This window comes from Nocardia sp. NPDC004568 (assembly GCF_040609955.1).
In the GTDB taxonomy this organism is placed as follows: domain Bacteria; phylum Actinomycetota; class Actinomycetes; order Mycobacteriales; family Mycobacteriaceae; genus Nocardia.
In genome coordinates this window covers 15924-40213 of the sequence record NZ_JBEXLL010000047.1, presented here as the reverse complement: position 1 = coordinate 40213, position 24290 = coordinate 15924, and the positions used below count along the sequence as shown (strand labels likewise).

At 69.7% G+C, this 24290-nt stretch carries 24 protein-coding genes; 10 read left to right on the top strand and 14 right to left on the bottom strand.

The genetic code is table 11. The features are described from left to right. Positions 1-15: 15 nt before the first annotated feature. Together ABZV91_RS20825 and ABZV91_RS20820 are read right to left on the bottom strand one after the other, a co-directional pair. Positions 16-1416, bottom strand: coding sequence for a DUF1254 domain-containing protein (locus ABZV91_RS20825; RefSeq protein ID WP_355244055.1), 1401 nt, complete (start codon positions 1414-1416; stop codon positions 16-18). Between the two features lie 137 nt (positions 1417-1553). Continuing rightward, positions 1554-1847: a hypothetical protein gene (locus tag ABZV91_RS20820; RefSeq protein WP_039823503.1), complete on the bottom strand. Its 294-nt coding sequence runs from the start codon at positions 1845-1847 to the stop codon at positions 1554-1556. 220 nt (positions 1848-2067) lie between these two features. Here ABZV91_RS20820 and ABZV91_RS20815 point away from each other — a divergent pair, with 220 nt between their 5' ends. Then, positions 2068-2343: a hypothetical protein gene (locus ABZV91_RS20815; protein WP_030524066.1), complete on the top strand. Its 276-nt coding sequence runs from the start codon at positions 2068-2070 to the stop codon at positions 2341-2343. Between the two features lie 173 nt (positions 2344-2516). Here ABZV91_RS20815 and ABZV91_RS20810 read toward each other — a convergent pair whose 3' ends face one another. Then, entirely contained in the window at positions 2517-3176 is a 660-nt protein-coding gene (locus ABZV91_RS20810; protein WP_355244051.1) for a CatB-related O-acetyltransferase, read from the bottom strand. A gap of 43 nt (positions 3177-3219) precedes the next feature. Further along, a complete protein-coding gene (abc-f, locus tag ABZV91_RS20805) occupies positions 3220-4827 on the bottom strand; it encodes a ribosomal protection-like ABC-F family protein (RefSeq protein WP_355244048.1) in 1608 nt (535 codons plus the stop codon). A gap of 154 nt (positions 4828-4981) precedes the next feature. On the opposite strand from abc-f, the gene ABZV91_RS20800 reads away from it, so the two are divergent. Both ABZV91_RS20800 and ABZV91_RS20795 read left to right on the top strand, forming a co-directional pair. Continuing rightward, complete coding sequence (locus tag ABZV91_RS20800) at positions 4982-5638, top strand: TetR/AcrR family transcriptional regulator (protein WP_355244045.1); 657 nt, start codon at positions 4982-4984, stop codon at positions 5636-5638. Positions 5639-5782: 144 nt separating this feature from the next. Further along, positions 5783-6013, top strand: a complete 231-nt coding sequence (locus tag ABZV91_RS20795) for a DUF6374 family protein (RefSeq protein WP_355244043.1) — start codon at positions 5783-5785, stop codon at positions 6011-6013. A 38-nt stretch (positions 6014-6051) separates the two neighbouring features. Here ABZV91_RS20795 and ABZV91_RS20790 read toward each other — a convergent pair whose 3' ends face one another. After that, positions 6052-7782 (bottom strand): BCCT family transporter, encoded by a 1731-nt coding sequence (locus ABZV91_RS20790; RefSeq protein WP_355244040.1) that lies wholly within the window; start codon positions 7780-7782, stop codon positions 6052-6054. 230 nt (positions 7783-8012) lie between these two features. Here ABZV91_RS20790 and ABZV91_RS20785 point away from each other — a divergent pair, with 230 nt between their 5' ends. Together ABZV91_RS20785 and ABZV91_RS20780 are read left to right on the top strand one after the other, a co-directional pair. Then, the gene (locus ABZV91_RS20785) at positions 8013-9026 is read left to right on the top strand and encodes an NAD-dependent epimerase/dehydratase family protein (protein WP_355244037.1); all 1014 of its coding nucleotides are present in this window, start codon (positions 8013-8015) and stop codon (positions 9024-9026) included. Between the two features lie 142 nt (positions 9027-9168). Then, a complete protein-coding gene (locus ABZV91_RS20780) occupies positions 9169-9636 on the top strand; it encodes a MarR family transcriptional regulator (RefSeq protein WP_355244034.1) in 468 nt (155 codons plus the stop codon). Positions 9637-9651: 15 nt separating this feature from the next. Here ABZV91_RS20780 and ABZV91_RS20775 read toward each other — a convergent pair whose 3' ends face one another. Both ABZV91_RS20775 and ABZV91_RS20770 read right to left on the bottom strand, forming a co-directional pair. Next, a complete protein-coding gene (locus ABZV91_RS20775) occupies positions 9652-10446 on the bottom strand; it encodes an acyl-CoA thioesterase domain-containing protein (protein WP_355244031.1) in 795 nt (264 codons plus the stop codon). Between the two features lie 82 nt (positions 10447-10528). Further along, positions 10529-11194: a helix-turn-helix domain-containing protein gene (locus ABZV91_RS20770; protein WP_355244028.1), complete on the bottom strand. Its 666-nt coding sequence runs from the start codon at positions 11192-11194 to the stop codon at positions 10529-10531. Between the two features lie 184 nt (positions 11195-11378). Between ABZV91_RS20770 and ABZV91_RS20765 the strand changes: the two genes are divergently transcribed. From ABZV91_RS20765 to ABZV91_RS20750, 4 genes are all read left to right on the top strand, one after another. Beyond that, positions 11379-12875 (top strand): sodium:solute symporter family protein, encoded by a 1497-nt coding sequence (locus tag ABZV91_RS20765; RefSeq protein WP_355244025.1) that lies wholly within the window; start codon positions 11379-11381, stop codon positions 12873-12875. A gap of 82 nt (positions 12876-12957) precedes the next feature. Next, the gene (locus ABZV91_RS20760) at positions 12958-13710 is read left to right on the top strand and encodes a DUF1989 domain-containing protein (RefSeq protein WP_355244022.1); all 753 of its coding nucleotides are present in this window, start codon (positions 12958-12960) and stop codon (positions 13708-13710) included. Then, entirely contained in the window at positions 13707-14330 is a 624-nt protein-coding gene (locus ABZV91_RS20755) for an urea amidolyase associated protein UAAP2 (protein WP_355244019.1), read from the top strand. The genes ABZV91_RS20760 and ABZV91_RS20755 overlap by 4 nt, the downstream gene beginning before the upstream one ends. A gap of 8 nt (positions 14331-14338) precedes the next feature. Beyond that, the gene (locus ABZV91_RS20750) at positions 14339-16339 is read left to right on the top strand and encodes a 5-oxoprolinase/urea amidolyase family protein (protein WP_355244086.1); all 2001 of its coding nucleotides are present in this window, start codon (positions 14339-14341) and stop codon (positions 16337-16339) included. 57 nt (positions 16340-16396) lie between these two features. Here the strand turns inward: ABZV91_RS20750 and ABZV91_RS20745 are convergent, their stop codons facing one another. From ABZV91_RS20745 to ABZV91_RS20735, 3 genes are all read right to left on the bottom strand, one after another. Then, entirely contained in the window at positions 16397-17053 is a 657-nt protein-coding gene (locus ABZV91_RS20745; protein ID WP_355244016.1) for an isochorismatase family protein, read from the bottom strand. Positions 17054-17130: 77 nt separating this feature from the next. Further along, on the bottom strand, positions 17131-18270 hold the full coding sequence (locus ABZV91_RS20740; RefSeq protein ID WP_355244013.1) for an isochorismate synthase: 1140 nt from the start codon (positions 18268-18270) through the stop codon (positions 17131-17133). 9 nt (positions 18271-18279) lie between these two features. Further along, positions 18280-19086 carry an SDR family oxidoreductase gene (locus tag ABZV91_RS20735; protein ID WP_355244010.1) on the bottom strand — a complete coding sequence of 269 codons (807 nt, stop codon included), beginning with the start codon at positions 19084-19086 and terminating at the stop codon, positions 18280-18282. A gap of 86 nt (positions 19087-19172) precedes the next feature. On the opposite strand from ABZV91_RS20735, the gene ABZV91_RS20730 reads away from it, so the two are divergent. After that, the gene (locus ABZV91_RS20730) at positions 19173-20825 is read left to right on the top strand and encodes an AMP-binding protein (RefSeq protein ID WP_355244007.1); all 1653 of its coding nucleotides are present in this window, start codon (positions 19173-19175) and stop codon (positions 20823-20825) included. A gap of 47 nt (positions 20826-20872) precedes the next feature. Here ABZV91_RS20730 and ABZV91_RS20725 read toward each other — a convergent pair whose 3' ends face one another. From ABZV91_RS20725 to ABZV91_RS20710, 4 genes are read right to left on the bottom strand one after another with little or no spacing between them, the layout of a single operon-like run. Beyond that, positions 20873-21115 (bottom strand): phosphopantetheine-binding protein, encoded by a 243-nt coding sequence (locus ABZV91_RS20725; protein ID WP_355244004.1) that lies wholly within the window; start codon positions 21113-21115, stop codon positions 20873-20875. Between the two features lie 10 nt (positions 21116-21125). After that, on the bottom strand, positions 21126-21962 hold the full coding sequence (locus ABZV91_RS20720; RefSeq protein WP_355244083.1) for a siderophore-interacting protein: 837 nt from the start codon (positions 21960-21962) through the stop codon (positions 21126-21128). Positions 21963-21964: 2 nt separating this feature from the next. Next, positions 21965-23293, bottom strand: a complete 1329-nt coding sequence (entS, locus tag ABZV91_RS20715; protein ID WP_355244001.1) for an enterobactin transporter EntS — start codon at positions 23291-23293, stop codon at positions 21965-21967. Next, a complete protein-coding gene (locus tag ABZV91_RS20710) occupies positions 23290-24288 on the bottom strand; it encodes an ABC transporter substrate-binding protein (RefSeq protein ID WP_355243999.1) in 999 nt (332 codons plus the stop codon). The genes entS and ABZV91_RS20710 overlap by 4 nt, the downstream gene beginning before the upstream one ends. Positions 24289-24290 lie beyond the last annotated feature (2 nt).

The following is a 24290-nucleotide window of genomic DNA, read 5'->3' as shown; positions in this document are numbered from 1 at the left end:
TGGTACCGCCGCGGGTCAGGACACCAGCGGTGGCGGCGACCAGCTACCGTCCAGCACCCGGGGTTCGGGCTCGTACAGCCGCATGATCAGGGAGAACTGCCCCTGCTCGGGGATCGGCAGCCAGTTGGACCGCGGCACCGCGGGGCCGGGATCGGCGGCTTGCACCGCGAACTCCAGCGCGCCGTCGGGCGCCGGCTGCGGTGCCACCGGATGACCGATGGTGTGCAGGTCCGCCGCATTCTGCACCAGGTAGCCGTCGTCCCCGTAGGCGGTGATCGACCAGAACGCGGCCACGGGGGGCACCTGGCCGGGTTCGAACCGCAGGGTGAACTCCCGCGGCTCGCCGTCCTCGTCGGCCTCGTCGAACAGCGCCGGATAGAGCATGGCCTCGGCGATATTCGCGCCGACACCCCGGCGGGCGGTGGTGGCGCGCAGCAGATAGTTGGTGCCGTATCGGCCGACGTTCATGGCCACCAGCCACCCGTCGCGCATCCGGGAGGCCGGATCCACGTAGGCCGTGATCTTCTTCTTCGCCACGTCGACGCCCGCGTCGAGTTCGCCGGTGCTCACCCCTTCCGGGGATCCGCCCGGACGGATTCCGATGGTGGCGAACCGCCGCATCGCCGGTTCGTCCTCCGGCGCCGGTGGATTGTCCTCCATCAACTCGCACAAGCGCTCGAAGTATTCGCGCGCCGACATCGCGTCGACCGAATCGCGGCCCACCGGTTCCGACCAGTCCTGGTTACCCGGTATCGACTCCGATTCGGTGGCCGCACGCGTATTCCACGCGCTGAGCGGCGCCAGCCGGAGCTGGGACTGGATGGCGCGAACGGCGGGCACATCGGCACTGCCGCGCACCTCGACCCGCCCGTAGAGCCAGGCGTCCGCGGTCGGCACCGTCAGCTGCACGACACCGGCCGGGAGCTTCCCGGCCCAGCCCGGCCCCGTGACCGCGTAGGTATAGGGCGGGGACGCCCCGGGTTCGACCTCCGGTCGCACATTGCTCGGCGTGGACACGGTATTGGACCAGGCGTCGAGGACCTGCATCACCCAGTACCGATCCCGGATCTCCGGCACCTCGAACAGCACCGGTTCCTTGCGCAGGTCCAGCCACGCCACCGAATACAGGTTGTCCAGGTCGATCCGCACCACCGTGCGCTGACTCGCGGGCGGCAGCGAGGAGGTGTGCTGGAACCGATTCGTGGAGACGTAGTCCAGTGCCCGCCTGCGGAACGTGTCGATCAGGATCATGGGGTAGCCGAAGATATAGGCATCGGCCGCCACCTCCCGCCGGGCGGAGGGGGTGCCCGACGGCTCGACGGCGGTGCCGGAGTCCTCACCGCCGCAGGCTGCCAGGCCGGTGACAGCCACGAGACCCAGCATCGACCGCCGGGTCATGCGGAATCGATCTGCCACCGGCCGCGTCCTGTCTCCGGCTGCCGCGGCGGGCACTTCGCGCATTCGCACTCTCCCTGCTCATCGCTGTCGACGGACTGCGAGCAGGATACGCGGAGATAGCTGGAACGTAGCGGATGCGCTCGGCGCGGCCGCTCTCAGATGGCGAGGACCGTATTCATGATGGTGCCCGCGCTGGTCGCGACCACACCGCCGATCATGGCTCCGGCCACCATCTTCGGCGACTCCATGCCGCTACCGGACCATTTCTCCCAGGCGAACTTGGCGCCCGCGAAGATGATGCTGACGGTGCCCGACAGAATGGCCAGCCAGGTGCCGTACCGGACGAACTGATCGATCTTGTCCGCCAGCGGCGGCGGTTCCGGAGTCGGGTCGCTGACCTGTGCGTATACCGATACTGCGTCCACAACCGACGCCGCGATGCTGCTCACCGTCTGCTCCCTCGCCGATACCGTCCGGGGCGCACGGCCCCGCCTCCATCATCCAGACCGATACCGGTGCGACGCAAGTTCTTGCCGCGCAGCCACTTTCACGCTATAACCGCTGGTGACCCGAACACCTACCCGGACCTGGGATTACTGCGTTCCACCCGGCGAGCGGTTACGATGCGTTAGCGTTCCCGCCCACCCCGAAACCAGAGTGAGCTGCGAGATGATACTGGCCGCCGTGACCGATACGCTGGCGCAAATCGGTAACCCCACCCCCGAAGCACCCCCCATCTCGGACAAATTCCTGCAACTGGTCAGGTATCTCACCTGGTTCGTGCTGCTCGCCGGGATCTGCGCGATCATCTACGCCGGCGGCAAGTTCGCCTGGGAGAAATGGTCCGGTGGCGGTCTGGAGTCGCCGAAGATGGTGGCCGGAGCCATGATCGGTGGTGTCATCGCGACCAGCGCGGGCACCATCATGAACGCCGTGATCGGCTGACCCGCCGCACAAGGGTTCAGTTACCCATCCCCCTCGGCCCGACCGATTTGCGGTGCGCGAGCGTCAGCCTCGGCGACCGCGCGTCACCCCGCCGGGCCGGGTTCGACACCGGCCCGACGACGGTCACCGCGCCGGTGTCCGACCGGACGGCGTGCGGTGGCGCCTCGCGGGTATCAAGGCCGGATCGGTTCCGGCGCGGCGGCTTCGAGGTCGGCGATACTGCCCGACATGATCGCGCGCACATGCCGGGTGATGTGCTCGACGGGCCAGTCCCACCAGGCCACCGCGAGCAGCCGGGCGATGTCGGGCTTGTCGTAGCGGGTGCGGATGAGGCGGGCCGGGTTGCCGCCGATGATGCCGTAGTCGGGCACATCGCCGGTGACCACGGCGCCGGCGCCGACGATCGCGCCGTGGCCGATCCGCACGCCGGGCAGAATCTTCGCGCCGTTGCCGATCCAGACGTCGTTGCCGACGACGGTGTCGCCCCGGTTCGGGAGATCACTCAGCAGATCGATATGGGACGCCCACGAACCGCCCATGGTGGGAAACGGGAACGTCGACGGACCGTCCATCCGATGATTGGCGCCGTTCATGATGAACCGCACGCCGGTGGCCAGCGCGCAGAACTTCCCGATGATCAGCTTCTCCGGCCCGTAGTGGTAGAGCACATTGCGGGTTTCGAACACGGTCGGATCGTCGGGGTCGTCGTAATAGGAGAACTCCCCGGCCTCGATCAACGGTGAGGTGATCAGCGGTTTCAACAGGACCACACGCGGCCGGCCGGGCATCGGGTGCAGCACGGTGGGATCGGCGGGTAAAGGATCGGCAGGCACAGCAAAACTCCTTCGGGACGTGGGATTCGGTCGGCGGCGCGGGTCAGACGGGAACCGTCGCACGCAATGCCAGGCGGTCACCGTGCCAGCCCGCGCGCAGCCGGCGGTCGTGGCTGACGATGACCAGCGCGCCCCGGTATTCGGCCAGCGCGGTGTCCAGTTCCTCGACCAGCCCGGGTGAGAGGTGATTGGTGGGCTCGTCGAGCAGCAGCACATCGAACGGTTCCACGACCAGCCGCGCCAGGGCCAGCCGCTGCCGCTGCCCGGTGGACATCTCCGCGACGCGGGTCGTGAGCTGCGTGCGGTCGAACAGGCCCAGCGCCAGGAGTCGTTCGGTGTGCTCTTCGATGTCACCCGCGCGGCCACGGGCGAAGGCCGCCGGCAGGGTGTCCCCCGGTTCGGCGGGCGGCGGTTCCTGCGCGAGACAGCCGATCCGGCCGCGCCGAACGACGGTGCCGGCGTCCGGCTCGAGAGTCCCGGCCAGCACCCGCAACAGCGTGGACTTGCCCGCGCCGTTCGGACCGGTGATCAGCAGGCGATCACCGGCGGCGAGGGTGAGACTCGTCGGGTCCAGCCGGCCGGCGACCGCGATCCCGGTGGCGTCGAGCACGGTGCCGTGCACACCGCCGGACCGCAACGCGGGGGTGAAGCGCAACGGCTGCGGTGGCCGCGGCACCGGGTCGGCGAGCAGGCGGCGCAGTCGTTCCTCGGCATTGCGGACCCGCCCGGCCAGCGACTGCTGCACCCGGCCACCCGCCCGGTCGTAGGCCATCTTGTTGTTGTCCTTCATCGCCCGGCCCGGAGCGACCCGGCGGGCCGTGGTGGCGGCGGTTTCCCGGAGCCGGTCGATATCGGCCTGCCATTGCTCGTGGGCCTGGACCCACCGCTGCCGCGCCGCGGCCTTCTCGGCACGGAAACCCGTATAGCCGTTGCCGTATCGGACCACCTGCCGCCGGTCCGCGTCGACCTCCAGCAGAGTGGTCGCGACCCGCTCCAGGAAGACCCGGTCGTGGGAGACCGTCACCGTCGTGCCCCGGCGGGTACGCAGGTGCTCCTCCAACCAGGTCAAGGCATCGTCGTCGAGATGATTGGTGGGCTCGTCCAGCAGCAGCACCTCCGACCCGGCCGCCAGGACCGCCGCCAGGCGCAACCGGACCTGTTCACCGCCGGAGAGTCCGCCGACCCGGCGGTCGCGGGCCACCAGACCCAGGCCGAGACCGTGCAGGGCACGCTCTACCCGGGCATCGGCGTCGTAGCCGCCGCGCAGTTCGAACACGGTCGTCAGTTCCCCGTATTCGGCGAATCCGGACTCGTCGCCGGCCGCCATGGCGGCCTCCAGGGCACGCATGCGGCCCTCGATAACGCGCAGCTCGCGCAGGGCCCGGTCGATGACCCGCTGCACCGTCGTATCCGGCGGCAGCTGCTCGTCCTGGGCGAGATAGCCGATACCGCCGTCGGCCCGGACGACGATCTCACCGGCGTCGGGCCGCTCGCGCCCGGCGAGCAGGCGCAGCAGGGTGGACTTACCCGATCCGTTCTCCCCGATGATTCCGGTGCGTTCGCCCGCGGGGAGCGAGCACGTCACCTCATCGAGAACGCGCCGGACGTGGAAGGACTTGGTAACCGCGAGCGCGGTGATCTGCGTGGGCATAGAGACTCTCCGAAGCATTCGAGTACGACGCGGCCCCGGGGGACCGCAGGACGGGGTGAATGCTTCGAATGAGCATCGGCTACCTCACTAGTGCGACGACTGTTGCATTAGCATGGTGCCACAGCACGTCCCCACGAGCAACCGGATGATCGATATGACTTCCCCACCCCCGGCCGAGGAGGCCTCGCGCCCGGCAGCGCGCCCGGGCGGGCGGACCGCCCGCATCCGCGCCCAGGTCCTGGACGCCGTGCACGCGGAACTGACCGAGCGCGGTTACGACGCGCTCACCGTGGACACCGTCGCCGCCCGTGCGGGGGTCCACCGCACCACCGTCTACCGCCGCTGGCGCGACGTCGGCGGCCTGCTCACCGACGTCTTCGCCGCGGCCGCCGATATCGATTGGCACCCCCGCGACACCGGTTCGCTCCAGGGCGATCTGGCCGCCCTCAACCGCGAGATCCAGGACTCCCTCACCGAGGAACCGTCGATCGCGGCAGCGCTGATCGCGGTGTCCTTCCGTTCCGAGGAGGCCGCCCGCGCCCTGCGGCAGTTGTGGGAGAACCGCTACGCCCAGTCCGAGATCGTGGTCGAACGAGCAGTGCGCCGTGGCGAGCTGGGTCCCGGCGTCGACGCGCGAGCCGTCCTGATCGCGGCCACCGCGCCGATCTATCACCAGCTGACGCTGCTGCGCACCCCACCCGACCCACGACTTCCCGACCGTGCCGCGGCGGCGACAGCGCTCGCCGCGCGTGGTGGCGCGTTCACCGAACTCCGGGCCGCGCCCGATCGGGAGACCGACGACCGGCCGTGACCGGGCCGGCGAGCCGGTCCGCACGGCCCGGCGCGCGAGCCCGGCACAGGCGTTGCCGGGGCCGAGAATCCATGGAGCGGCGGCCCATGCCGTAGCTCGCCACAGCTATCGAAAATATGTTCGAACTCGGGTACGGTTACCCGCATGCCCGAACTCGCCCCCATCCCGTTCGCCCGGCTCAATCTCGAACAGGTACGGGAACGACTTCTCGCCGCGGCGGCTTTCGGCGAGTCCCTCTCCCCCGATCAACTCGAGGCCCTGGCCGGCAAGCTCAGCACCGGCCTGAGCATCTACATCGAGGCGACCCAGAACAGCGCACCCCGCGCCCACACGCCCGGCCGGGCCTGCCTGGATTTCCGCGGACACCTGCGCTGAACCCGATCCGCCACGCGGACCGGGCCGGCGCCCTCGGGTCACCGGTCGCGCTCCACCACCGGTCTCCCGTCCACGACCTCGATGGGTGAGGTGACGAGCTCGAACTCGCCCTCGTGTCTGGCCACCCCCTGCAACACCGCACCCTCGACCAGTTCGACGCCCAGGTTCGCCCGGACGATGAGCGGATCGCTGCGGACATCGCGGTAGAGCGAGACGCACATCAGCACCATCACCACCATGAACGGCAGCGACACCACGGTGGTGAGCGCCTGCAAACCGGTCAACGCGCCACCGAGATCGCTCGAATCGGCGATCACCAGCATGATCGCGGCGACCGCACCGGTGGCGGTACCCCAGAAGATCACGGTGAGCCGGGACGGTTCGATGCTGCCCCGCTCCGACAGCGTGCCCATGACGATCGAGGCGGCGTCGGCACCGGAGACGAAGAAGATACCCACCAGGATCATCACCAGCACGGTGGTGATCGAGGTGAGCGGATACTCCCCGAGCAGGTGGAAAAGCGCGAAGTCGGGGTTCACGCTGCCGTCGGCCTCGGTGAGGTCGTGGGTGTCGGTCTGCTGGCGGATGGCCGCGCCGCCGAAGATCGCGAACCAGACCAGGCTCACCAGGCTGGGCACCAGCAGGACACCGGCGACGAACTGCCGGATGGTGCGGCCCCGGCTGATCCGCGCGATGAACATCCCGACGAAGGGGGTCCAGGAGATCCACCACGCCCAGTAGAAGATGGTCCAGCTCGACAGCCACGTCTCCATTTCCTCGCCACCGGCTATGCCGGTACGCGAGGCCATGGTCGGCAGTTCGGCGATGTAGTCGCCGACCGCGGTGGGCAGGAAGTTCAACATGAACAGGGTGGGACCGGCGATGAAGACGAAAGCCGCCAGGATCACCGCGAGCACCATATTGATATTCGACAGCCACTGGATACCGCGGGCGACACCGGAGACCGCGGACAGGACGAACGCGACGGTGAGCCCGGTGATCACCGCCACCAGGCCGACCTTGCCGACGGCGTCCACCCAGCCGTTGAACTCGAACCCGGCCCCGATCTGCAACGCACCCAGGCCGAGCGAGGCCGCCGACCCGAACAGGGTGGCGAAAATGGCCATCACATCGATCGCCTTACCACCCAGCCCCTCCGCGTGCCGGCCGAGCAGCGGCCGGAACACCGAGGAGAACAGCTGGGACCGGCCGCGCCGGAACGTGCCGTAGGCGATGGCCAGACCGGCGACCGCGTAGATGGCCCACGGGTGCAGTGTCCAGTGGAACAGCGTGGTCGCCATCGCGACCTCCGCGGCCTGCGGGCTACCGGCTTCGGCCGTCCCCGGCGGCGGGGAGGTGAAATGGGTCAGCGGCTCGGCGACACCCCAGAACATCAGGCCGATTCCCATCCCGGCGCTGAACATCATGGCGATCCAGGAGACCGTCCGGAATTCCGGTTGTTCGTCGTCGGCGCCGAGCGGGATCTTGCCGTAGCGGCTCAGCGCCAGCCAGATCACGTAGACCACGAAGGACGTCGCGACCAGGACGAACAGCCAGCCGGTATTGGTGATCACCCAGGACTGGGCGTTCGACGCGAAGGTGGCCAGACTGTCCTGGTCGAAGATGCCCCAGAGCACGAAGGCCACGGACCCGACCGAGGTGATGCCGAAGACCAGCCAGTCGAGCCCGCGGCCCACCGGTCTGTGTCTGGTCGCGTCCGGCACGCCGCTGTTACGCGTCGCGGATTTCCCGCCGGTGTCGATCGCCATGGACGAGTCCTTCCAGATCGCACGTGCGTCCGGCACCGAGGTCGCGGGACCACGCGGACCAGCCGTTACCCGGCCACTCCGCGCACCGCGACCACGCCGCCGAACCGGATGTTCCGGAAAAAACCGTACTCGCCCCCGATTCGAACGCTGCGTCGAACACGGGCACAGCGTGCGGCGCGCCCTGCCACACTCGTACGCGGACCGACGAATCGATCAGGAGGCGCACCGGCATGGCCGACCCCACGAAACTGGTGGTGGGAGCCTCTGGATTCCTCGGCTCGCACGTGACCCGCCGGCTGGCGGCGACCGGGTCCCCCGTCCGCGTGCTGGTCCGCCGTACCAGCGATCTCCGTGCCCTCGCGGATCTGCCGCTGGAGATCCACTACGGCGACCTGTTCGACGATCGCGCGCTGCGCACGGCCATGCGCGGCTGCGACGAGATCTATCACTGCGCGGTGGACACCCGGGCCTGGCTGCGCGATCCCGAACCCCTCTTCCGGACCAATATCGCCGGCCTGCGCCATGTGCTCGACGCGGCCCGCGCCGCCGGACCGCGGCGGTTCGTCTTCACCAGTTCCGCCGCCACCATCGGACGCCGGCCGGGTGGTGTCGCCGACGAAACCGTCGCGTTCGACTGGCCCCGCCTCGGCGGACCGTATGTCCGTTCCCGGGTCGAGGCGGAAGACCTGGTGCTGCGCTACGCGACCGAACGCGGGTTGCCCGCGGTGGCGATGTGCGTCGCGAACACCTATGGTCCCGGCGACTGGCAGCCGACACCGCACGGTTCGTTCGTGGCCGCCGCCGCCCTCGGCAGACTCCCGTTCCGCTTCGCGGGCACCGGGTCGGAATCGGTGGGGGTCGAGGACGCGGCCCGGGCGCTGATCCTGGCGGGCACCGCCGGACGGCCCGGCGAACGCTATATCGTCTCCGACCGCTTTCTCACCAACACCGAACTCCTCACCGCCGCCGCCCGTGCGGTGGGGCGCGAACCACCCCGGGCAGCCCTCCCGCTGGCCCTGCTGTACCCGGCCGCCGCCATCGCCTCGACCGCGGCCCGGGTACGCGGCCGGGACAGCCGGTTCACGGTGACCTCGGTGAATCTGATGCACGTCATGTCCCGGCTGGACCACGGTAAGGCCGAACGGGAGCTCGGCTGGAAACCCGAACCGGTGCTGGACGCGGTGGCCCGCGCCGCGCGATTCTTCGTCGAACGCCGATCCCGGCGGGCCGCGGCCGCAGGCTGACCGCGATCGGTGCGCCGCACACAGAAATTGCACCCTACATACAATGTGTAGGATACAAGCTGCTTCCGGCCGCGTGGTCACCACGACCGGCAGGACGCCCGCCGCGCCGCCACGGCATCCCAGTACGAGCAGGACACCCGCCATGGACAAACCCACGCATCTGATCGAATTCGAGACCATGCTCCTGGGCCGGCACAGCCTCAATGCCCATCTGCGCCGCCCGGATCACCTCGAGCGCAGTGCCTACCTGGTGTTGCGCCGGTTGCGGATCGAAGGTCCGATGTCCATCGGCGAACTCAGCGAAGCCTTCGGCCTGGACACCTCGACCGTGCACCGGCAGACCGCGGCCATGCTGAAGGCCGGCCTGGCTGAGCGCATTCCCGATCCCGAGGGCGGCCTGGCACGCAAGTTCCGGATCACCGAAGAGGGCGAACGCCGCGTCCTGGCCGACCGCGACTACAACATCAATGCCCTCGACCGGCTCCTGCGCGGCTGGAGCAGCGAGGACGTCCAGACCTTCGCCGCCTATCTGGAGCGATTCAACACCGATCTCGAGGCCAGTGAGGCACGGCCCTGGCCGCGGCCCTCGCGTACCGAACCGCGATCGTAGCCGCGCCGCGCCCAATCAGTAACGCCGCATATCGACCTGACGGCGCACATTGGACAACGCGGTCACCACGGCCGTGCCCAGTGGTCCACTCCGGTCGTAGAGGGTGGTGGTGCCGACGGCGACCCCCGCGTAGGCGACCTGATCCTGCGCCAGCACCCCGATACCCGGCCCGGACGGCACCCGGGCAAGCGTCAGTGTGACGTCGGAGTTGATATAGCCGATCCCGGCGGTGCCCCAATTGCACATGAGACTCGCGGCGTCCCCGGCCATACCCGCCCGCTGCAACGGCGTCACCGGTTCGCCCGCGACCACCGGCAGCATGTTCTGCCAGATCGCCTTGCGTTCGGCGTTCTGCGTGGCCGCGAAATCGCGGGTCCAGGCGCCGTCACCGCTCTTGAACAGTGGGTGCGCGCCCGCTTCCGAGGTGTCGGGGGTCTCGGGGACCGGGAAGTCGTGCGACGGCTGCCACAGTTCGCCGGCGGGCACCTCGCCGGTGCGCAGATACACCACAGTCGCCCGCGACCGCACCTCGCCCCGTTGCCGCAGTTCGGCGTCCGCGACGCAGATGCGTTTGCCCTCGCGGACCACGACACTGCGCACCACGGCCGGTTCGTCGACCACCGGACGGAACAGGTCCACGGTCACCCGGGCGGGAACGAAGTCCTCGCCCGGGGAGCGCGTTTCCAGTTCGCGCGCCAGCAGCCCGCAGATCGCCGGCCCGCTCACCTGGGTCGGGCTCCAGCTGGACATGGCTATGGGGGTGGGCAGGTACTGCTCACCCTCCCTGGTGAAGAACGCGAACACGCCCATCGGCTCCTCTCACGCGGACCCCTGCCCCAGAATTACAACACGTTCTAGTTTGTGGTCGTGTAAAGGGCCGGTGGGCGCCGCCTCACACCCGTAGCTCCCGAGCCAGCGACCCGGCCGCCGCCCGGACCTCGGCGGGGTCCTCGGCCCAGCCGAGCACCCGCAGCACCGCGTCGGCGATCGCCCGCCGCATATCCTCGGGCACCGCACCGGCGTCCGAGCGGATATCGATCACCGTCTCCACCAGCCGGAACGGCAGCGTCCGCGCTTCGGCCACCCCGCTCGTACCGAGCCCGGCCACCACCCGCGCGGCCAGCGATTCATAGCTCGTGCGCAGAGTGTCGCGACGTGACCGGAAGCGCGCGAACCGATCCCCGCCCAACTCCGGCAGAAAGTACAGCGCACCGATATTCCAGCGCGCGTCGCACAGCTGGCCGATATCGAAGCGGGCCAGGGTGTACAGCGCGACCGCGGCCGGCTCCGGTCGCGACTCCAGGCGTTCGGCCAGATCGGCCGCCGCCGCGATGGTTTCACCGAGCAGCGCGTCGAGGATGTCGTCCTTGGCCGCGAAGTGGTGGTACAGCGAAGCTTGACGGATGCCGACCGCCTCGGCGATGGCCCGTGTCGAGGTACTTCCGTAGCCCTGGGTGGTGAACAGTTCGGCGGCGGCGTCGAGGATTTCCGCGCGCGGCGTGTGCCCCTGGCGGCGGCGCGGCGCAAGGCGCGGGCGGCCCGGACCGAGTTGGGTCATGGCTCCATTGTCGCCGACCAGCGGGTCGGCACCGCGGAGAGATTTCTGTCATTCGACAGAAATATCGGCAACGCAGACGTTACGCCAGGCCGCGAGACGGATACATCGCCGTCACCACCAGGACGCGGGAGTCGAGGAACCTTTCAACCGATAGATATTCGTGTCGGACGAAGGGCTCCCGGCCATGATCATTCTCGGAATCGCGATCAGTGTGCTCGCGGTAATCGGCATCGGCCTGCTGGTCGCCCGCAAGGTCGACGGTGACAGCGTCAACTTCCTGGTCGCCGGCCGATCACTGGGCCTACCGCTGGTCGCGGCGGGCCTGATGGGCCAGGCGGTCGACTCCAACGCCACCCTCGGCAATACCGATCTGGCCGGATCGGTCGGCTTCTGGGCCGGTGCGTCGCTGCCGCTGGGCCTCGGCCTGTGCCTGCTGCTCACCGGGCTCTTCTTCGCCAAGCCGATGAACCGGATGGGCCTGCTGACCCTGCCGGACTTCTACCGGATCAAATACGGCCGCGGGGTCGAGTTCAGCGCCTCCATCCTGATGATCTTCAGCTTCTGCATCCTGCTGGCGGGCAATCTCGTCGCCGGCGGCTTCCTGTTCGAACGCTTCCTCGGTATCCCCTACACAGCCGGGGTCCTGCTCATCGTGGCGATCGTGCTGACCTACACCGTCACCGGCGGCATGTTCAGCGATGCCTACACCGCCCTCGCCCAGATGGTGATCACCGTGATCGGGTCACTCGCCCTGCTCATCTGGGTGGGATCCACCTACGGGATCAGTATTCCCGAGGGCATGGGACCGTTCGATCTCGGCCAGCTCGGCAACAGTTCCGAAGGGGCCGTGGTGAACTGGGCGACACTGATCGCCCTCGGTATCGGCGATATCGTCGCCATCGATTTCATGCAGCGCATCTTCTCCGCCCGCTCCCCCGAGATCGCCCGCCGGGCCTGCTTCGTGGGCGCGGTCGGAACCGCCGTGGTCGGGATCCCCTACGCGCTGGTCGCCCTGGCCACCACCGATCTCGTCGGTGACGGATCGGGTCCGCGGCTGCTGGCCCTGCTGGACGAACACGCCCCGGTGGGACTGGCGATCCTGGTGCTGTCGGCGATCGTGGCGGCGTCGTGTTCCACCGCCAACGGCGCCATCCTGGGCACCGCCTCGGTGGCGACCCGGAATATCGCCGGGCGCACCGACCGGACCGACGCCGCCGGACGCGACACCCTGCTGCGGGACGTGCGCCTCACCATGATCCCGGTCGTCGCGGTGGCGATCTTCTTCGCGGTACAGGTACCGCAGACCGGCATCCTGCTGACCCTGGCGTTCGACCTCATGCTGGCCGCGCTGATCGTCCCGTTCGTCGCGGCGCACCTCACCTCCCGGATCACCACCGCCGCCGCGGTCGCGGCCATGGTCGCCGGACTCGGTGTCCGGCTGGTCCTGTTCGTTCTCACCCCCACCATGTACGGGGTACCGAACACCGTTCTCCACATCGACAATTCGCTGATCGGACCGGGTTTCGACGGCTGGCCCACCTTCTTGGGATTCCTCGCCTCACTGCTGGCCTTCCTCGGCACCCTCGCCGTACAGCGGCTGCGCCGACCCGCGGACAAGGCCGTGAGCCCGCAGCACATCCGCCCGCTGCCCGCACCGGAACCCGTCGTCCAGCACGGCTGACCCGTCGCCGCGCACCGGCTCGGCTGCCCGAGCGGTCACTCCCGCCGGCCCACCCACCGGCTCGGACGAGCAAGGAAAGACCATGACACCCACCACCGCCTCGACGACCGGCGCCCGCGCGCACGCCCGCGCCCAGGCATCGGCGACCGCGGCCACACCCGAACTGCCCGAGGGCGTCCCGCTCGACGCGACCACCTGGACCGTCCGGCTACCGCCCGGCGGCTACACGAGCACCGTGCTCGGGCGCGGCACCCGGCTGCGGCTCGCCGACCCGCACGGCGCGGCCTGCGCCCACCTTTTCCTGCTGCGCGCGGACGCACCGTGGGAACGCCTCAATATCGCCGACACCGTGAAGGTGCCGTGGCAGGCCTACCTCGGCGTGGGGCATCCGCTGCTCTCCGACCAGGGCCGGCTGCTGGCCACCGTGGTCGCCGACACCTCGGGCCGGCACGACGCGCTCTGCGGACCCACCCGTGAGGGCCGGTTGCTGCTCGAACGCGCGGCCGCGAAACACGGCCTGGCACCGCGCGATATCGGCCCCACGCTCTCGCTCTTCCGCGGGGTACGGGTGGGCGGCGACGGCTCTCTCACCCCGACCGGCTCGGCCGGCGCCGGGACCTACATCGACCTGATCGTCCACCTCCCGGTGACCGTCCTGGTGGCCGCCGCCCCACACCCCCTCGGCGACGCCCCGGTCACCGACCTCGATCTGGTCGCCTGGCCGGGCGACCGCGCGGCCGCGGCCGCCGCGAACAGCGATCCGGAATACCTGCGCGCCGTCCAGAACACCGAACAGGCCTGGTCGGCCGCCCGCACCCGACAGGAGTGGATATGAACACCGTGACCCCGGCAGCGACCGTCGTGCTCGACGAGGTGGTCCCCGCGTGTGCGCCGTGGTCGGCGGTCGTGCGGGCGGGACACCGGCTCGACATCATCGATCTGCACGGCAACCAGGCCGTCGACTGCCTGTTGTACGCCGCGGCCGACCACACCGACCGCTACAGCGCCCAGGCCACGATCACCGCGCAGCGCAATATCTTCCTCACCACCGGCAGTGTGCTGCGCACCGACGCGGGCACGGCACTGATGACCGTGCTCGCCGACGAGGTCGGCAACCACGACACCATCGCCGGCGCGTGCTCGCGGGAGTCCAATACGCTGCGCTACGGCCACCACACTCGCCACCAGCACGCCTGTGTGGAGAATTTCCTGGCCGAGGCGGCGAAATGGGGTATGGGCAAACCGGACCTGGTGTCCAACATCAACTGGTTCATGAATGTTCCGGTGGAACCCGACGGCACCCTCGGGATCGTCGACGGCCGGTCCGCGCCGGGCAAGACGGTGTCACTGTGTGCCGAGATCGACACGCTGGTGCTGGTATCCAACTGCCCGCAGATCAACAATCCCTGCAACGGCTTCGACCCCACCCCCGTCCGCATGGTGGTGACCCGGTGACCGCCCCGGTGACGCTCGCCTCGCCACCCGCCACGGTCGCCACCACCCGCCACGCCGTGGTCGAACGCCCGGGTCTGCTCACCACCGTGCAGGACTGGCCCGGCCGGACCGGCTACTGGCACGTCGGTGTACCGCCGTCGGGCCCCATGGACGATCTGTCCTTCCGGCTGGGCAACCGCGCCCTGGGCAACCCCGAGGGCGCGGCCGGGCTGGAATGCACCATGGCCGGTCCCGCCTTGCGATTCGCCGAGGCGGCTTGGGTGTGCGTCACCGGCGCGCCCGTCACGGTGACGCTGGCCGGGCGGCCGATCCCCCTGTGGCGGCCGGTCCTGGTGCCCGCCGGGGAAATCCTCGATATCGGCACGATCCGCGGTCCGGGGATGCGCAGCTACATCCTGGTGTCCGGCGGGTTGGCGCTCCCCGCGTACCTCGGCAGTACCGCCACATTCACCTTGGGCCGCTTCGGCGGCGTGGCCGGGCGCGCGCTCGCCGCCGCCGACGTCCTCCCGATCGGCCCCGCGCCGGGCCCACCGGCCGCTGCCGTACCCGGCGACGCGCAACCCGTGCTGACAGGCGACTGGGAACTGGCCGTCACCGAGGGACCGCACGGGGCACCCGAGTTCTTCACCCGCGCGGATATCGATACGCTGCTGGCCACCGGCTACGAAGTGCATTTCAACTCCGACCGCACCGGGGTCCGGCTCATCGGCCCCAAACCCCGCTGGGCCCGCCCGGACGGCGGCGAGGCCGGCCTGCATCCGTCGAATATCCACGACACCGCCTACAGCGTGGGCGCGCTCGATTTCACCGGGGACACCCCCATCCTGCTCGGCCCCGACGGGCCGAGCCTCGGCGGCTTCGTCTGCCCGGTGACGGTGACCGCCGCCGACCTGTGGAAGCTCGGCCAGCTGTGCCCGGGCGACCGGGTGCGTTTCGTCCCGGTCCGCGCGGAACGGGCCGCGTCACCGGCCGCACTGGGCCCCGCGCGCCGGGCGGGCTGGCCGATCGTGCTGTCCACCGGAGGCGACGGCGACGACGGAGTACTGCGGTACGGCGACACCGCGGACGGCACCCCGGTGACCTGCCGCCGCGCGGGCGACGACGGCATCCTCGTCGAATACGGTGCCATGACCCTGGATCTCGAACTACGCGCCCGCGTCCACGCGCTGCACGAGCACCTGCGCGCCCGCGGCGACCGGGGTATCACCGAGCTCACCCCCGGCGTCCGTTCGCTCCAGGTCCGGGTCGACCCGCGGACGCTGCGTATCGGTGCGGCACTGGACCTGCTGGCCGAGGTGGAGGCCGGACTACCGGCGGCCGAGGACCTGGTCGTGCCCAGTCGTACCGTGGACCTGCCGCTGTCCTGGGACGATCCCGCGACCCGGGAAGCGATCACCCGCTATATGCACGGCGTCCGCGCCGACGCACCGTGGTGCCCGTGGAATATCGAGTTCATCCGGCGGATGAACGGGCTCGATACTGTCGGCGATGTCTTCGACACCGTGTTCGCCGCCGAATATCTGGTGCTGGGACTCGGGGACGTCTATCTCGGCGCGCCGCTGGCCACTCCGATCGACCCCCGGCACCGGCTGATCACCACCAAGTACAACCCGGCACGGACCTGGACCCCGGAGAACGCGGTCGGTATCGGCGGCGCCTACCTGTGCATCTACGGAATGGAGGGCCCGGGCGGATATCAATTCGTCGGCCGCACCACCCAGGTGTGGAACCGGCGCACCGATATCGAGACCCCGTGGCTGTTGCGCTTCTTCGACCGGATCCGCTGGTACCCGGTCAGCGCGGAGGAATTGCTCGACCTCCGGGCCGATATCGCCGCCGGACGTGGCGAACCGCGCACCGGCCCAGGGGAATTCCGCCTCGCCGAACACCGGAGGTTCCTCGCCGCGGAAGCCGGCTCGATCGAATCGTTCCGCGTCCGGCAGTCGGCCGCCTTCGCGGCCGAACGGGAGTCCTGGCGCCGCTCCGGCGAATTGGGCGAGGCGCGCTGAGGGCCCGGCACCGCCGACCACGCCGGTCGGCGGGCGGCCGGGCTGCGCCGGCTCGGGTCAGGCACCCGAGGACACCACCGAGGGTTGCAACTGGTTCAGCATCTCGTCGGTACCGAGCACCATGCCGCAGCGGCGGGCGGTGTACTTGGAGGCGATCAGATGTTCTTCGCGGCTGAAATCGGCGACCGCGTCGTGCGCCAGGAACGCGGCGATATCGTTCATGAACGCCTCGGCCGCACTGAGCATGCACCCCATATGGGCGTACACGCCGGTGACCATGAGCTGGTCCCGGTTCCGGTAACCGAGCAGTTGGCGCAGATCGGTGCGCTGGAACGCCGAATAGCGCCATTTGGTGACCTGGATGTCCTGCTCGCCGGGTGTCAGTTCGGCGATGACCTCGGTATCCGGACCGTCCGCCATACCGGTACCCCAGAAATCGGCGAGCAGGCCGCGGCGGTCGGGGTGCTGGTCACCCGGTTGCATACTGTAGATCACCGGTATCCCCAGCTCGTGGCACCGGGCACGGAGCCGGACGATATTGTCGATCATCGTCCGGGCGGGATCGCGATCGAGCTGGTAAGCGGTGAGGAAGTAGTTCTGCATATCGTGGATCAGCAGGGCGGCGCGATCGGGATCAAGTCTCCAGGCCACTCTGTTGGTGATCTCGTCGTCCAACGGCGGCATCGCATAGGGTGCGATCGGCTGCATGGCCATGTCCAGAACTCCTCATCTCTTGTCACCCGCGACCTTCTGGAGGGTTGCGGGCCCGGGCGCAGTGGCGAAGCTGTAGGTCAGGGCACCGCCGCCGGACGGCCGGCCACCCCCAGGGGTCCGAGAACCCGCTGCAGTTTCCCGGTGGTCTCGGCCAATTCGTCCTCGGGATCGGATTCGGCGACGATGCCGCCACCGGCGTAGGCCACCAGAGTCCGGTGGTCGGCGGCGAGTTCGGCGCAGCGGATGCTGACCATCCATTCCCCATTGCCCTCGGCATCACACCAGCCGACCGCGCCGGCGTAGAAACCGCGTTCGCCTTCGAGTTCGGCGATCAGCCGGGCGGCCGGAGCGGTGGGGGTACCGCAGACGGCCGGGGTCGGATGCAGCGCGGCGGCCAGTTCCAGCGCCGACGGCCCGGCCACCGGAACGGTTGCGCTGAGGGTGGTGCCCAGATGCCACATGGCCGGTGTCTCGGTGAGATCCGGGCGGGCGGGCGTGCGCACATCGGTGCACCGATCGCGCAGCACCCCGGCCACATGGTCCACCACGAAACCGTGCTCGTGCTGATCCTTCGCCGAACCGAGCAGTGTCTCGGCGGCGATCCGGTCGGCCAGCGCGTCCTCCGGTACCCGCCGGGCCGAACCCGCGAGCGGATGGCTGGTGACCTCGGAACCGATCCGCCGCACCAGGATCTCCGGGCTGGATCCCACCAGATGACGGCCGGTGAACAGACCTCCGGCCGCCGACAGATCCACCAGGTAGCCGTTACCGGCGGGGTCGGTGGAGACCAGGAGATCCAGGAGGTCGGCGGCGCGGACGGTCCGATCGGCCCGGGCGCGCAGGGCCCGGGCGAGCACGACCTTGCGCAGCGGCTGGGCGGAATCGGCCAGCAGCCGCACCGCGGCGCCCACCCGGCGCTGATGCTCCTCCGGTTCCGGGAGATGCTCGGTGATCGAGATATCGGGCGCGGTGACCGCTCGCGCGGCCCGGGGGCCGTCGGTCACCGCGATCGAGTCGGGTGCCCACAGTGCGGCCGGCGCGCCGGGGGTGAACGGTAGCGCGCCGACGATATGGCTCACCCGGCGCGCACGCAGCTGCGCCACGGCCTCGGCGGGACTGTGGAAGACACGCCCGCCGGCAGACGCGGTCACGGTGCGCTGCGGCCGGGACAGGACAAAAGCGGGATCCGCGGGGTTCTCGGCGTTGATGGTGATCATCCTCTCGTGTCACATATCCAACGTCGCGCCGCCGTCGACCCGCAGGTCGTGCATGGTGATGTGGCGCGCGGCATCGGAAACCAGGAAGCGAACGGCGGCGGCGATATCGGCGGGTTCGGCGATCCGCCGCAACGGGATGCCCAGCCGGTAGTTCTCGGGGTCACCGTCGAGCAGGCTGACCCGCCCGGCCTCGCCGAGGCCGTTCTCATCGGAGTCCGCGTACATTCCGCGCAGCATCGGGGTGTCGGTGGAGCCCGGCGAGACCAGGTTCACCCGCACGCCGTACGGGGCCACCTGGAGCGCGAGCGAGCGGGTGAACGCCGTGGCCGCGGCCTTCGCGGCGCCGTAGGCGGCGAGGTTCACCCGGGGGACGGTAGCGGAGTTCGACGAGACGACCACGATGGAACCGGTTCCCGCCGCGATCATTTCGCGGGCCGCGCGCTGGGCCACGTACACCGCGCCGTTGGCATTGACGGCCACACAGCGCTGCCATTCCTCCGGGGAGGTGTCCAGGGCGGAGCCACCGATCATCGCGCCCGCGGCGTGCACGACCACCCGGGGTGTGCCGCGCTCGGCGAGCTCGTCGTCGAATGCCGCGGCCACCGCGGCGGCGTCGCTGGTATCGATTTCGGTGGCGGTCACGCCGGTGCCCTCGTACTCCCGCCCGAGCCGGGCCGCCACCTCGTGTACCCGGGAGTCCCGGTCCCACAGGGCGATATTCGCGGAATCGCCGGCGAGTTCGGCGGCGATTGCCGCACCGATTCCCCCCGCGGCTCCGGTGACGACAACCCCTTCGCCCCCTTGCTTCGTGACCATTAGGTTAGCCTAACCTGAAGTTACACCGTAAGGCCAGCATTCCGGTGTGATGTGCAACAAGATCGCTGATCGGAAAGAGGTGTTCCATGTCATCGCCCGCCCTCCCCGGTTTCACACCGTGGCCGCCGGACCGGATCGACCATTACCGCGCCGAAAAGCTCTGGACCGGAGAAACTTTCGGATCCCTGCTGACCTCCCGCGCTGCCACCGGCCCCGAGGCGATCGCGGTCGTGGACGCGGCGAACCGCTGGACCTACGCCGAGTTGGCGCACCGCTCCCGGTCGCTGGCCACCGGATTCGCCCGGCTGGGCATCCGGCCGCGCGACCGCGTCCTGGTCCAGCTGCCCAACCGCGCCGAATTCGTCGAAGTGATCTTCGCGCTGTTCCATCTGGGCGCTCTGCCGGTGTTCTGCCTGCCCGCGCACCGGGAGGCCGAACTGATCCCCATCGCCACGGCGAGCGGGGCCGTCGCGATGGTCACCTGCGACCGGCATCAGCGATTCGACCATGCCGCACTGGCGGATACGGTGCGGCGCGAGGTCGGGACGCTGCGGCACGTACTGCTGGTCACCGACGACCCCGCGCACGAGTTCGCCGAGGGCGCCGCCGACCTCGCCGACTACCGGGACGAGCCCGGCGAACTCACCGAGCCGGACGCCGGGGATGTCGCGTTCCTGCAGTTGTCCGGGGGCAGTACCGGTATCCCGAAACTCATCCCGCGCACCCACGACGACTACCTGTACAGCGTGCGGCGCAGTGCCGAGATCACCGAACTGGGTCCCGATACCGTCTACCTGGCGACACTGCCGATCGCGCACAACTTCCCGATGAGTTCGCCCGGAATCCTCGGCGCGCTCTACGCGGGCGGCACCGTGGCCATGACCCCCGACCCGACCCCGTCGACGGCGTTCGCGGCGATCGAACGTTTCGGCGTCACCATCACCGGACTGGTGCCACCGCTGGCCCGGCTGTGGGTCGAACGGGCCGAAAAGGGCGGCGAGCTGCCCGATCTGGCCAGTCTGCGGGTGGTCCAGGTGGGCGGCGCCCGCTGCCCCGACGAACTGGCCCGCCGGGTCGGCCCGGCGCTGGGGGTGACCTTGCAACAGGTCTTCGGAATGGCCGAGGGGCTGGTGTGCTACACCCGCCTCGACGATCCGATCGACGTGGTGGTCGGCACGCAGGGCCGGCCGATGTCGGAATACGACCGGATCCGGATCGTCGACGACGCGGACGCGGACGTGGCGCCGGGGTCCGACGGAAATCTGCTGACCCAGGGCCCGTACACGATCCGCGGCTACTACGACAATCCCGAGGCCAACGCCCGCGGCTTCACCGCGGACGGCTGGTACCGCACCGGCGATATCGTCGCGCTGCGGCCGGACGGGAACCTGGTCGTGAAGGGCCGGGCGGGCGACTGGGTGAACCGCGGCGGCGAGAAGGTCTCGGCCGAAGAGCTCGAGGCCCATCTGCTGGCACATCCGGGCATCCGGGACGCGGTGATCGTCGGCACCCCCGACCCCGTACTCGGACAGCGCATCTGCGCGTTCGTGCAGCCCCTCGACCCGGCGGCCCCGCCCACGCTGACCACGGTCCGGACCTTCGTCCGGGAACGCGGTATCGCGGCCTGGAAGATGCCCGACGCGGTGGTCACCGTCGCCGAATTCCCCGAGACGGGAGTCGGCAAGACCAGCCGCCGCGATCTGCGCCGGCTGCTCGCCGAGGGGCACCGCACCGCGTGACCCCCGAGGCAGCGGACCGCGCCGAACGCGCGGTCCGCGGCGCCCGGTCACGGGCACAGCACCTCCAGCCATGACTCCAGAACGGGGTCACCGGCCAGCATCAACGGGTCGACGGTCTCGTGTCCCTCCGACCGCCACTTCTCCACCAGCTGCATGATGCGCACCGAATCCAGTCCGGCGTCCAGCAGATTGGTGTCGGTGGACAGTTCTTCCGGCGCCACCCCCAGCAACTCGGCCACATCGCGGATGAAGTGTTCGCGATCGGCCACCGCGGTCGGCTCGTTCGTCATCTCTGTCTCCTCATTCCTCGCGGTCGAAATCCGCGACTCCGTGCTTCCAATAGCCCGCGATCAGGCAGTCCTTCGCGGGCACACCGAGTTCACCGCGCACCCATTTGCGAATCGGCCGCAGCTGGCCGGCTTCCCCGGCGACCCACGCGTAGACGTTCTGCCCGTCCGGCACGGTCACCGTGCGGATCGCCTTCTCCAGCAGGTCACCGGTGCCGGCGCGGGCGTCGCCGCGGTGCAGCCACCGCACCTCCACCCCGGGCGGAGCGGCCAGTTCGATCTCCTGGTTCTCGTCGACCACTTCGACGAAAACCCACCCGGTCTTCTCACGCGGCAGCCATTCCAGCCAGCGGGCGATCGCGGGCAGTGCGGTGATATCACCGGCGAACAGATAGTTGTCGTAGCTGGTGGGCACCACGACACCGCCCGGCGGACCCGCGATGTGGATGCGGGCACCGGGTCGCACGGACAGCGCCCAGTCCGAGGCGAGACCACCCGGGTGCACGGCGAAATCGATATCGAGTTCCCCGGCCGCGGCGTCGTAGCGGCGCACCGTGTACTCCCGTGAAATCGGCCGGGGCGCGGGCCAATCCAGCGACAGGCCGTCGCGGATCGGCAGCCGCAGGGTGCCGTCGGTATCCGGGAACACCAGTCGCACGTGCTCATCGGGCACGTAGCTGTGGAAACCGTCGAGTTCCGGACCGCCGAAGGTGATCCGGACCAGCCCCGAACCCACCGGGACGGTGCGGATCACCTCCAGTTCCCGCAACCCGATCGGATAACCGACCTTCGCGCCGTGCGTGCCGGCGAGTACCTCGGCGATCCGCTCACGGTAGGCTCCGCGATCCACCATCACATTCCGTCCTTCTTCTCCTCGACCACGGTCCCGGCGGCCTTCTCTTCGACGATATTGCCGCCCACCGGAATCTGCGCCGGCGGCGGTGGCCCGCCCGTGGGCGCGGTGAGCCCGTACAGCGGCCACACCAGCACCAGCGCGAAGACGAACAGCACCAGCACCGCCGCGCCGTAGACGACCAGCGCGGTACCGGGTTCGACCAGATTGCCGATCACACCGGCGGCCATGGATCCGACCGCCGTCCCGGCCACCGACTGCACCATGAGCAGCCCCGACATCCGGCCCCGCATATCCTCGGGCGCGTTCTGCTGCAGGACCGCGTAACGCAGGATGCCGTTCACGGCGCGGGCGACACCGAAGGCCGCCAGCCCGAGGAAACTCCACGCGACCTGCGGCCAGATACCGGCCATGACCAGACCCAGCGGCATGAGTGCCAGCGACGCCAGCAGCACCGGCCCGTTGCGCCGGGCGCGGCCGATCCAGCCACTGGTCAGCGAGCCCAGGACGGCACCCGCGCCGGGCGCGGCGTAGAGCAGGCCCAGGGTGGCGGGACCCGCGTCCAGGGCCCGGTCGGCGAATGCCGGGAGCAGTACCAGGGGTCCGCTGACCAGCATGGCGAGCAGCCCACTCACCAGTACCGCGCGAATAATGCCGTGCCGTACCGCGAAGGCGATACCGTGGCCCAGTTCCACCAGCGGATTGCGGGTATCGCGGGACGGCGGCGGCGCGGACCCGATCGCCCGGATGAGCGACACCGTCGCCACGGTCGCCGCCGCGGCGGCGAAGAACGCGAACGACACCCCGATCTGCGCGATGAGCACGCCGGCGATCGCCGGGGTGATCATGGTGCCCAGATCGGAGGTCAGCGTCGTCAGCGCACCGGCGGCCGGGACCTTCTCCCGGGGCACCAGCATGGGCACCAGCGCCATCATCGCCGAACCGCTGATCCCCCCGGCCAGGCCGTCGACCACGGCCGCGGCGTAGATCACCGCGAGGAACGGATCGGGAAGCAGCGCGTTCACGCCCAGCGCGAGGAAGCCCAGGCCCGCCGCCGAGCGGGACAGCGAGATCACGGTGCGCCGGTCGTAGCGGTCGGCGATCACACCGCCGCCGAGACTGCCCGCGAACAACGCGACCGCCATCGCCGTGGATACCCCGGCGACGTGCAGACTCGATCCGGTGAGCTCGTAGACCTGCACCGGCAGGGCCACCATCAGCAGGCCGATACCGAGAACGGAGACCAGTCGCGCACCGAAGGCACAGCGAAACCGCCGGCTCTCCCGCAACGGAGAGATATCGATGAGGAGGCCGGCGGGGGCTTTCACGTGAACTGCTCCTGGATCAGATCGAGGGTGTCCATGACGCCGCGGTAGTCCGGCCGGTAGCTGGTGGCCGGCAGTTCATAGACCTTCTTGTCCTTGAACGCCGGCAGCTGCGCGTACAGCGGATCCTTCGCCAGATCGGCCGCTCCCTTGGCGCCGCTGAGTGGCACGACGAACACCACGGGCGCGTCCACGACCTCGGTCAGCAGTTCGGGGCTGAAACCGAACCAGTCGGCCGAGGGGTTCAGTTCCGGATTACCGGCCTTGGCGAGCACCTGGTCGTCGGCCTTGAACCCCAGTTCGGCGAGCAGCGTCGGCAGCGCGGCATTCGGCAGGATCATCTTGGGCTGCCCGTCGGCGGCGGACTGGAAGTAGCCGACCTGCTGGTCGGGTACCTCGATCGCCGCGGAGACCTGCTTCACCTTGTCGTCGTAGGCCGCGATCAGGTCACCGACCTTGTCGGCGCGATCGACCACATCGGCGATCTGCTTCAGCTGGTCCTGCCAGCCGGTCACATTGCCGGGCAGCAGCACCGTCGGCGCGATGGCGCTGAGCTGGTCGTAGGCGTCCACCGACTGTTTGGCCGGGAAGCCCTGGCCGCCACCGATGATCAGGTCGGGCTGGAGGGAGGCGACGAACTCCACCTTCACGGCCTGGCCCACCGGCACCATCTGGGTGCCCTGCTCCTTCGCGGCGTCCGCCCAGGTCTTCGGGAAATCGGCATTGCGGCCGCTGACCCCCAGCACCCGCGGGTCCGCCGCGGCCACCGGAACGTCGAGGTCGTAGAGGTAGCCGGCCAGCGCGCCGTTGAGCACCACCACCCGCTGCGGATCCGCGGGAACCTCGATGACGCCCTTCTCGGTCTGGACCGGGCGGGTCCCGGACGCGGCGGCGGGTTCGGCGTCGGAGCTACAGCCGGCGAGCGCGACCACCGCGACGAACAGACCGACCACGAGGCGTAGCCAGGCCGCGAAGCGGCTGTGGGATAACAGCGACATAG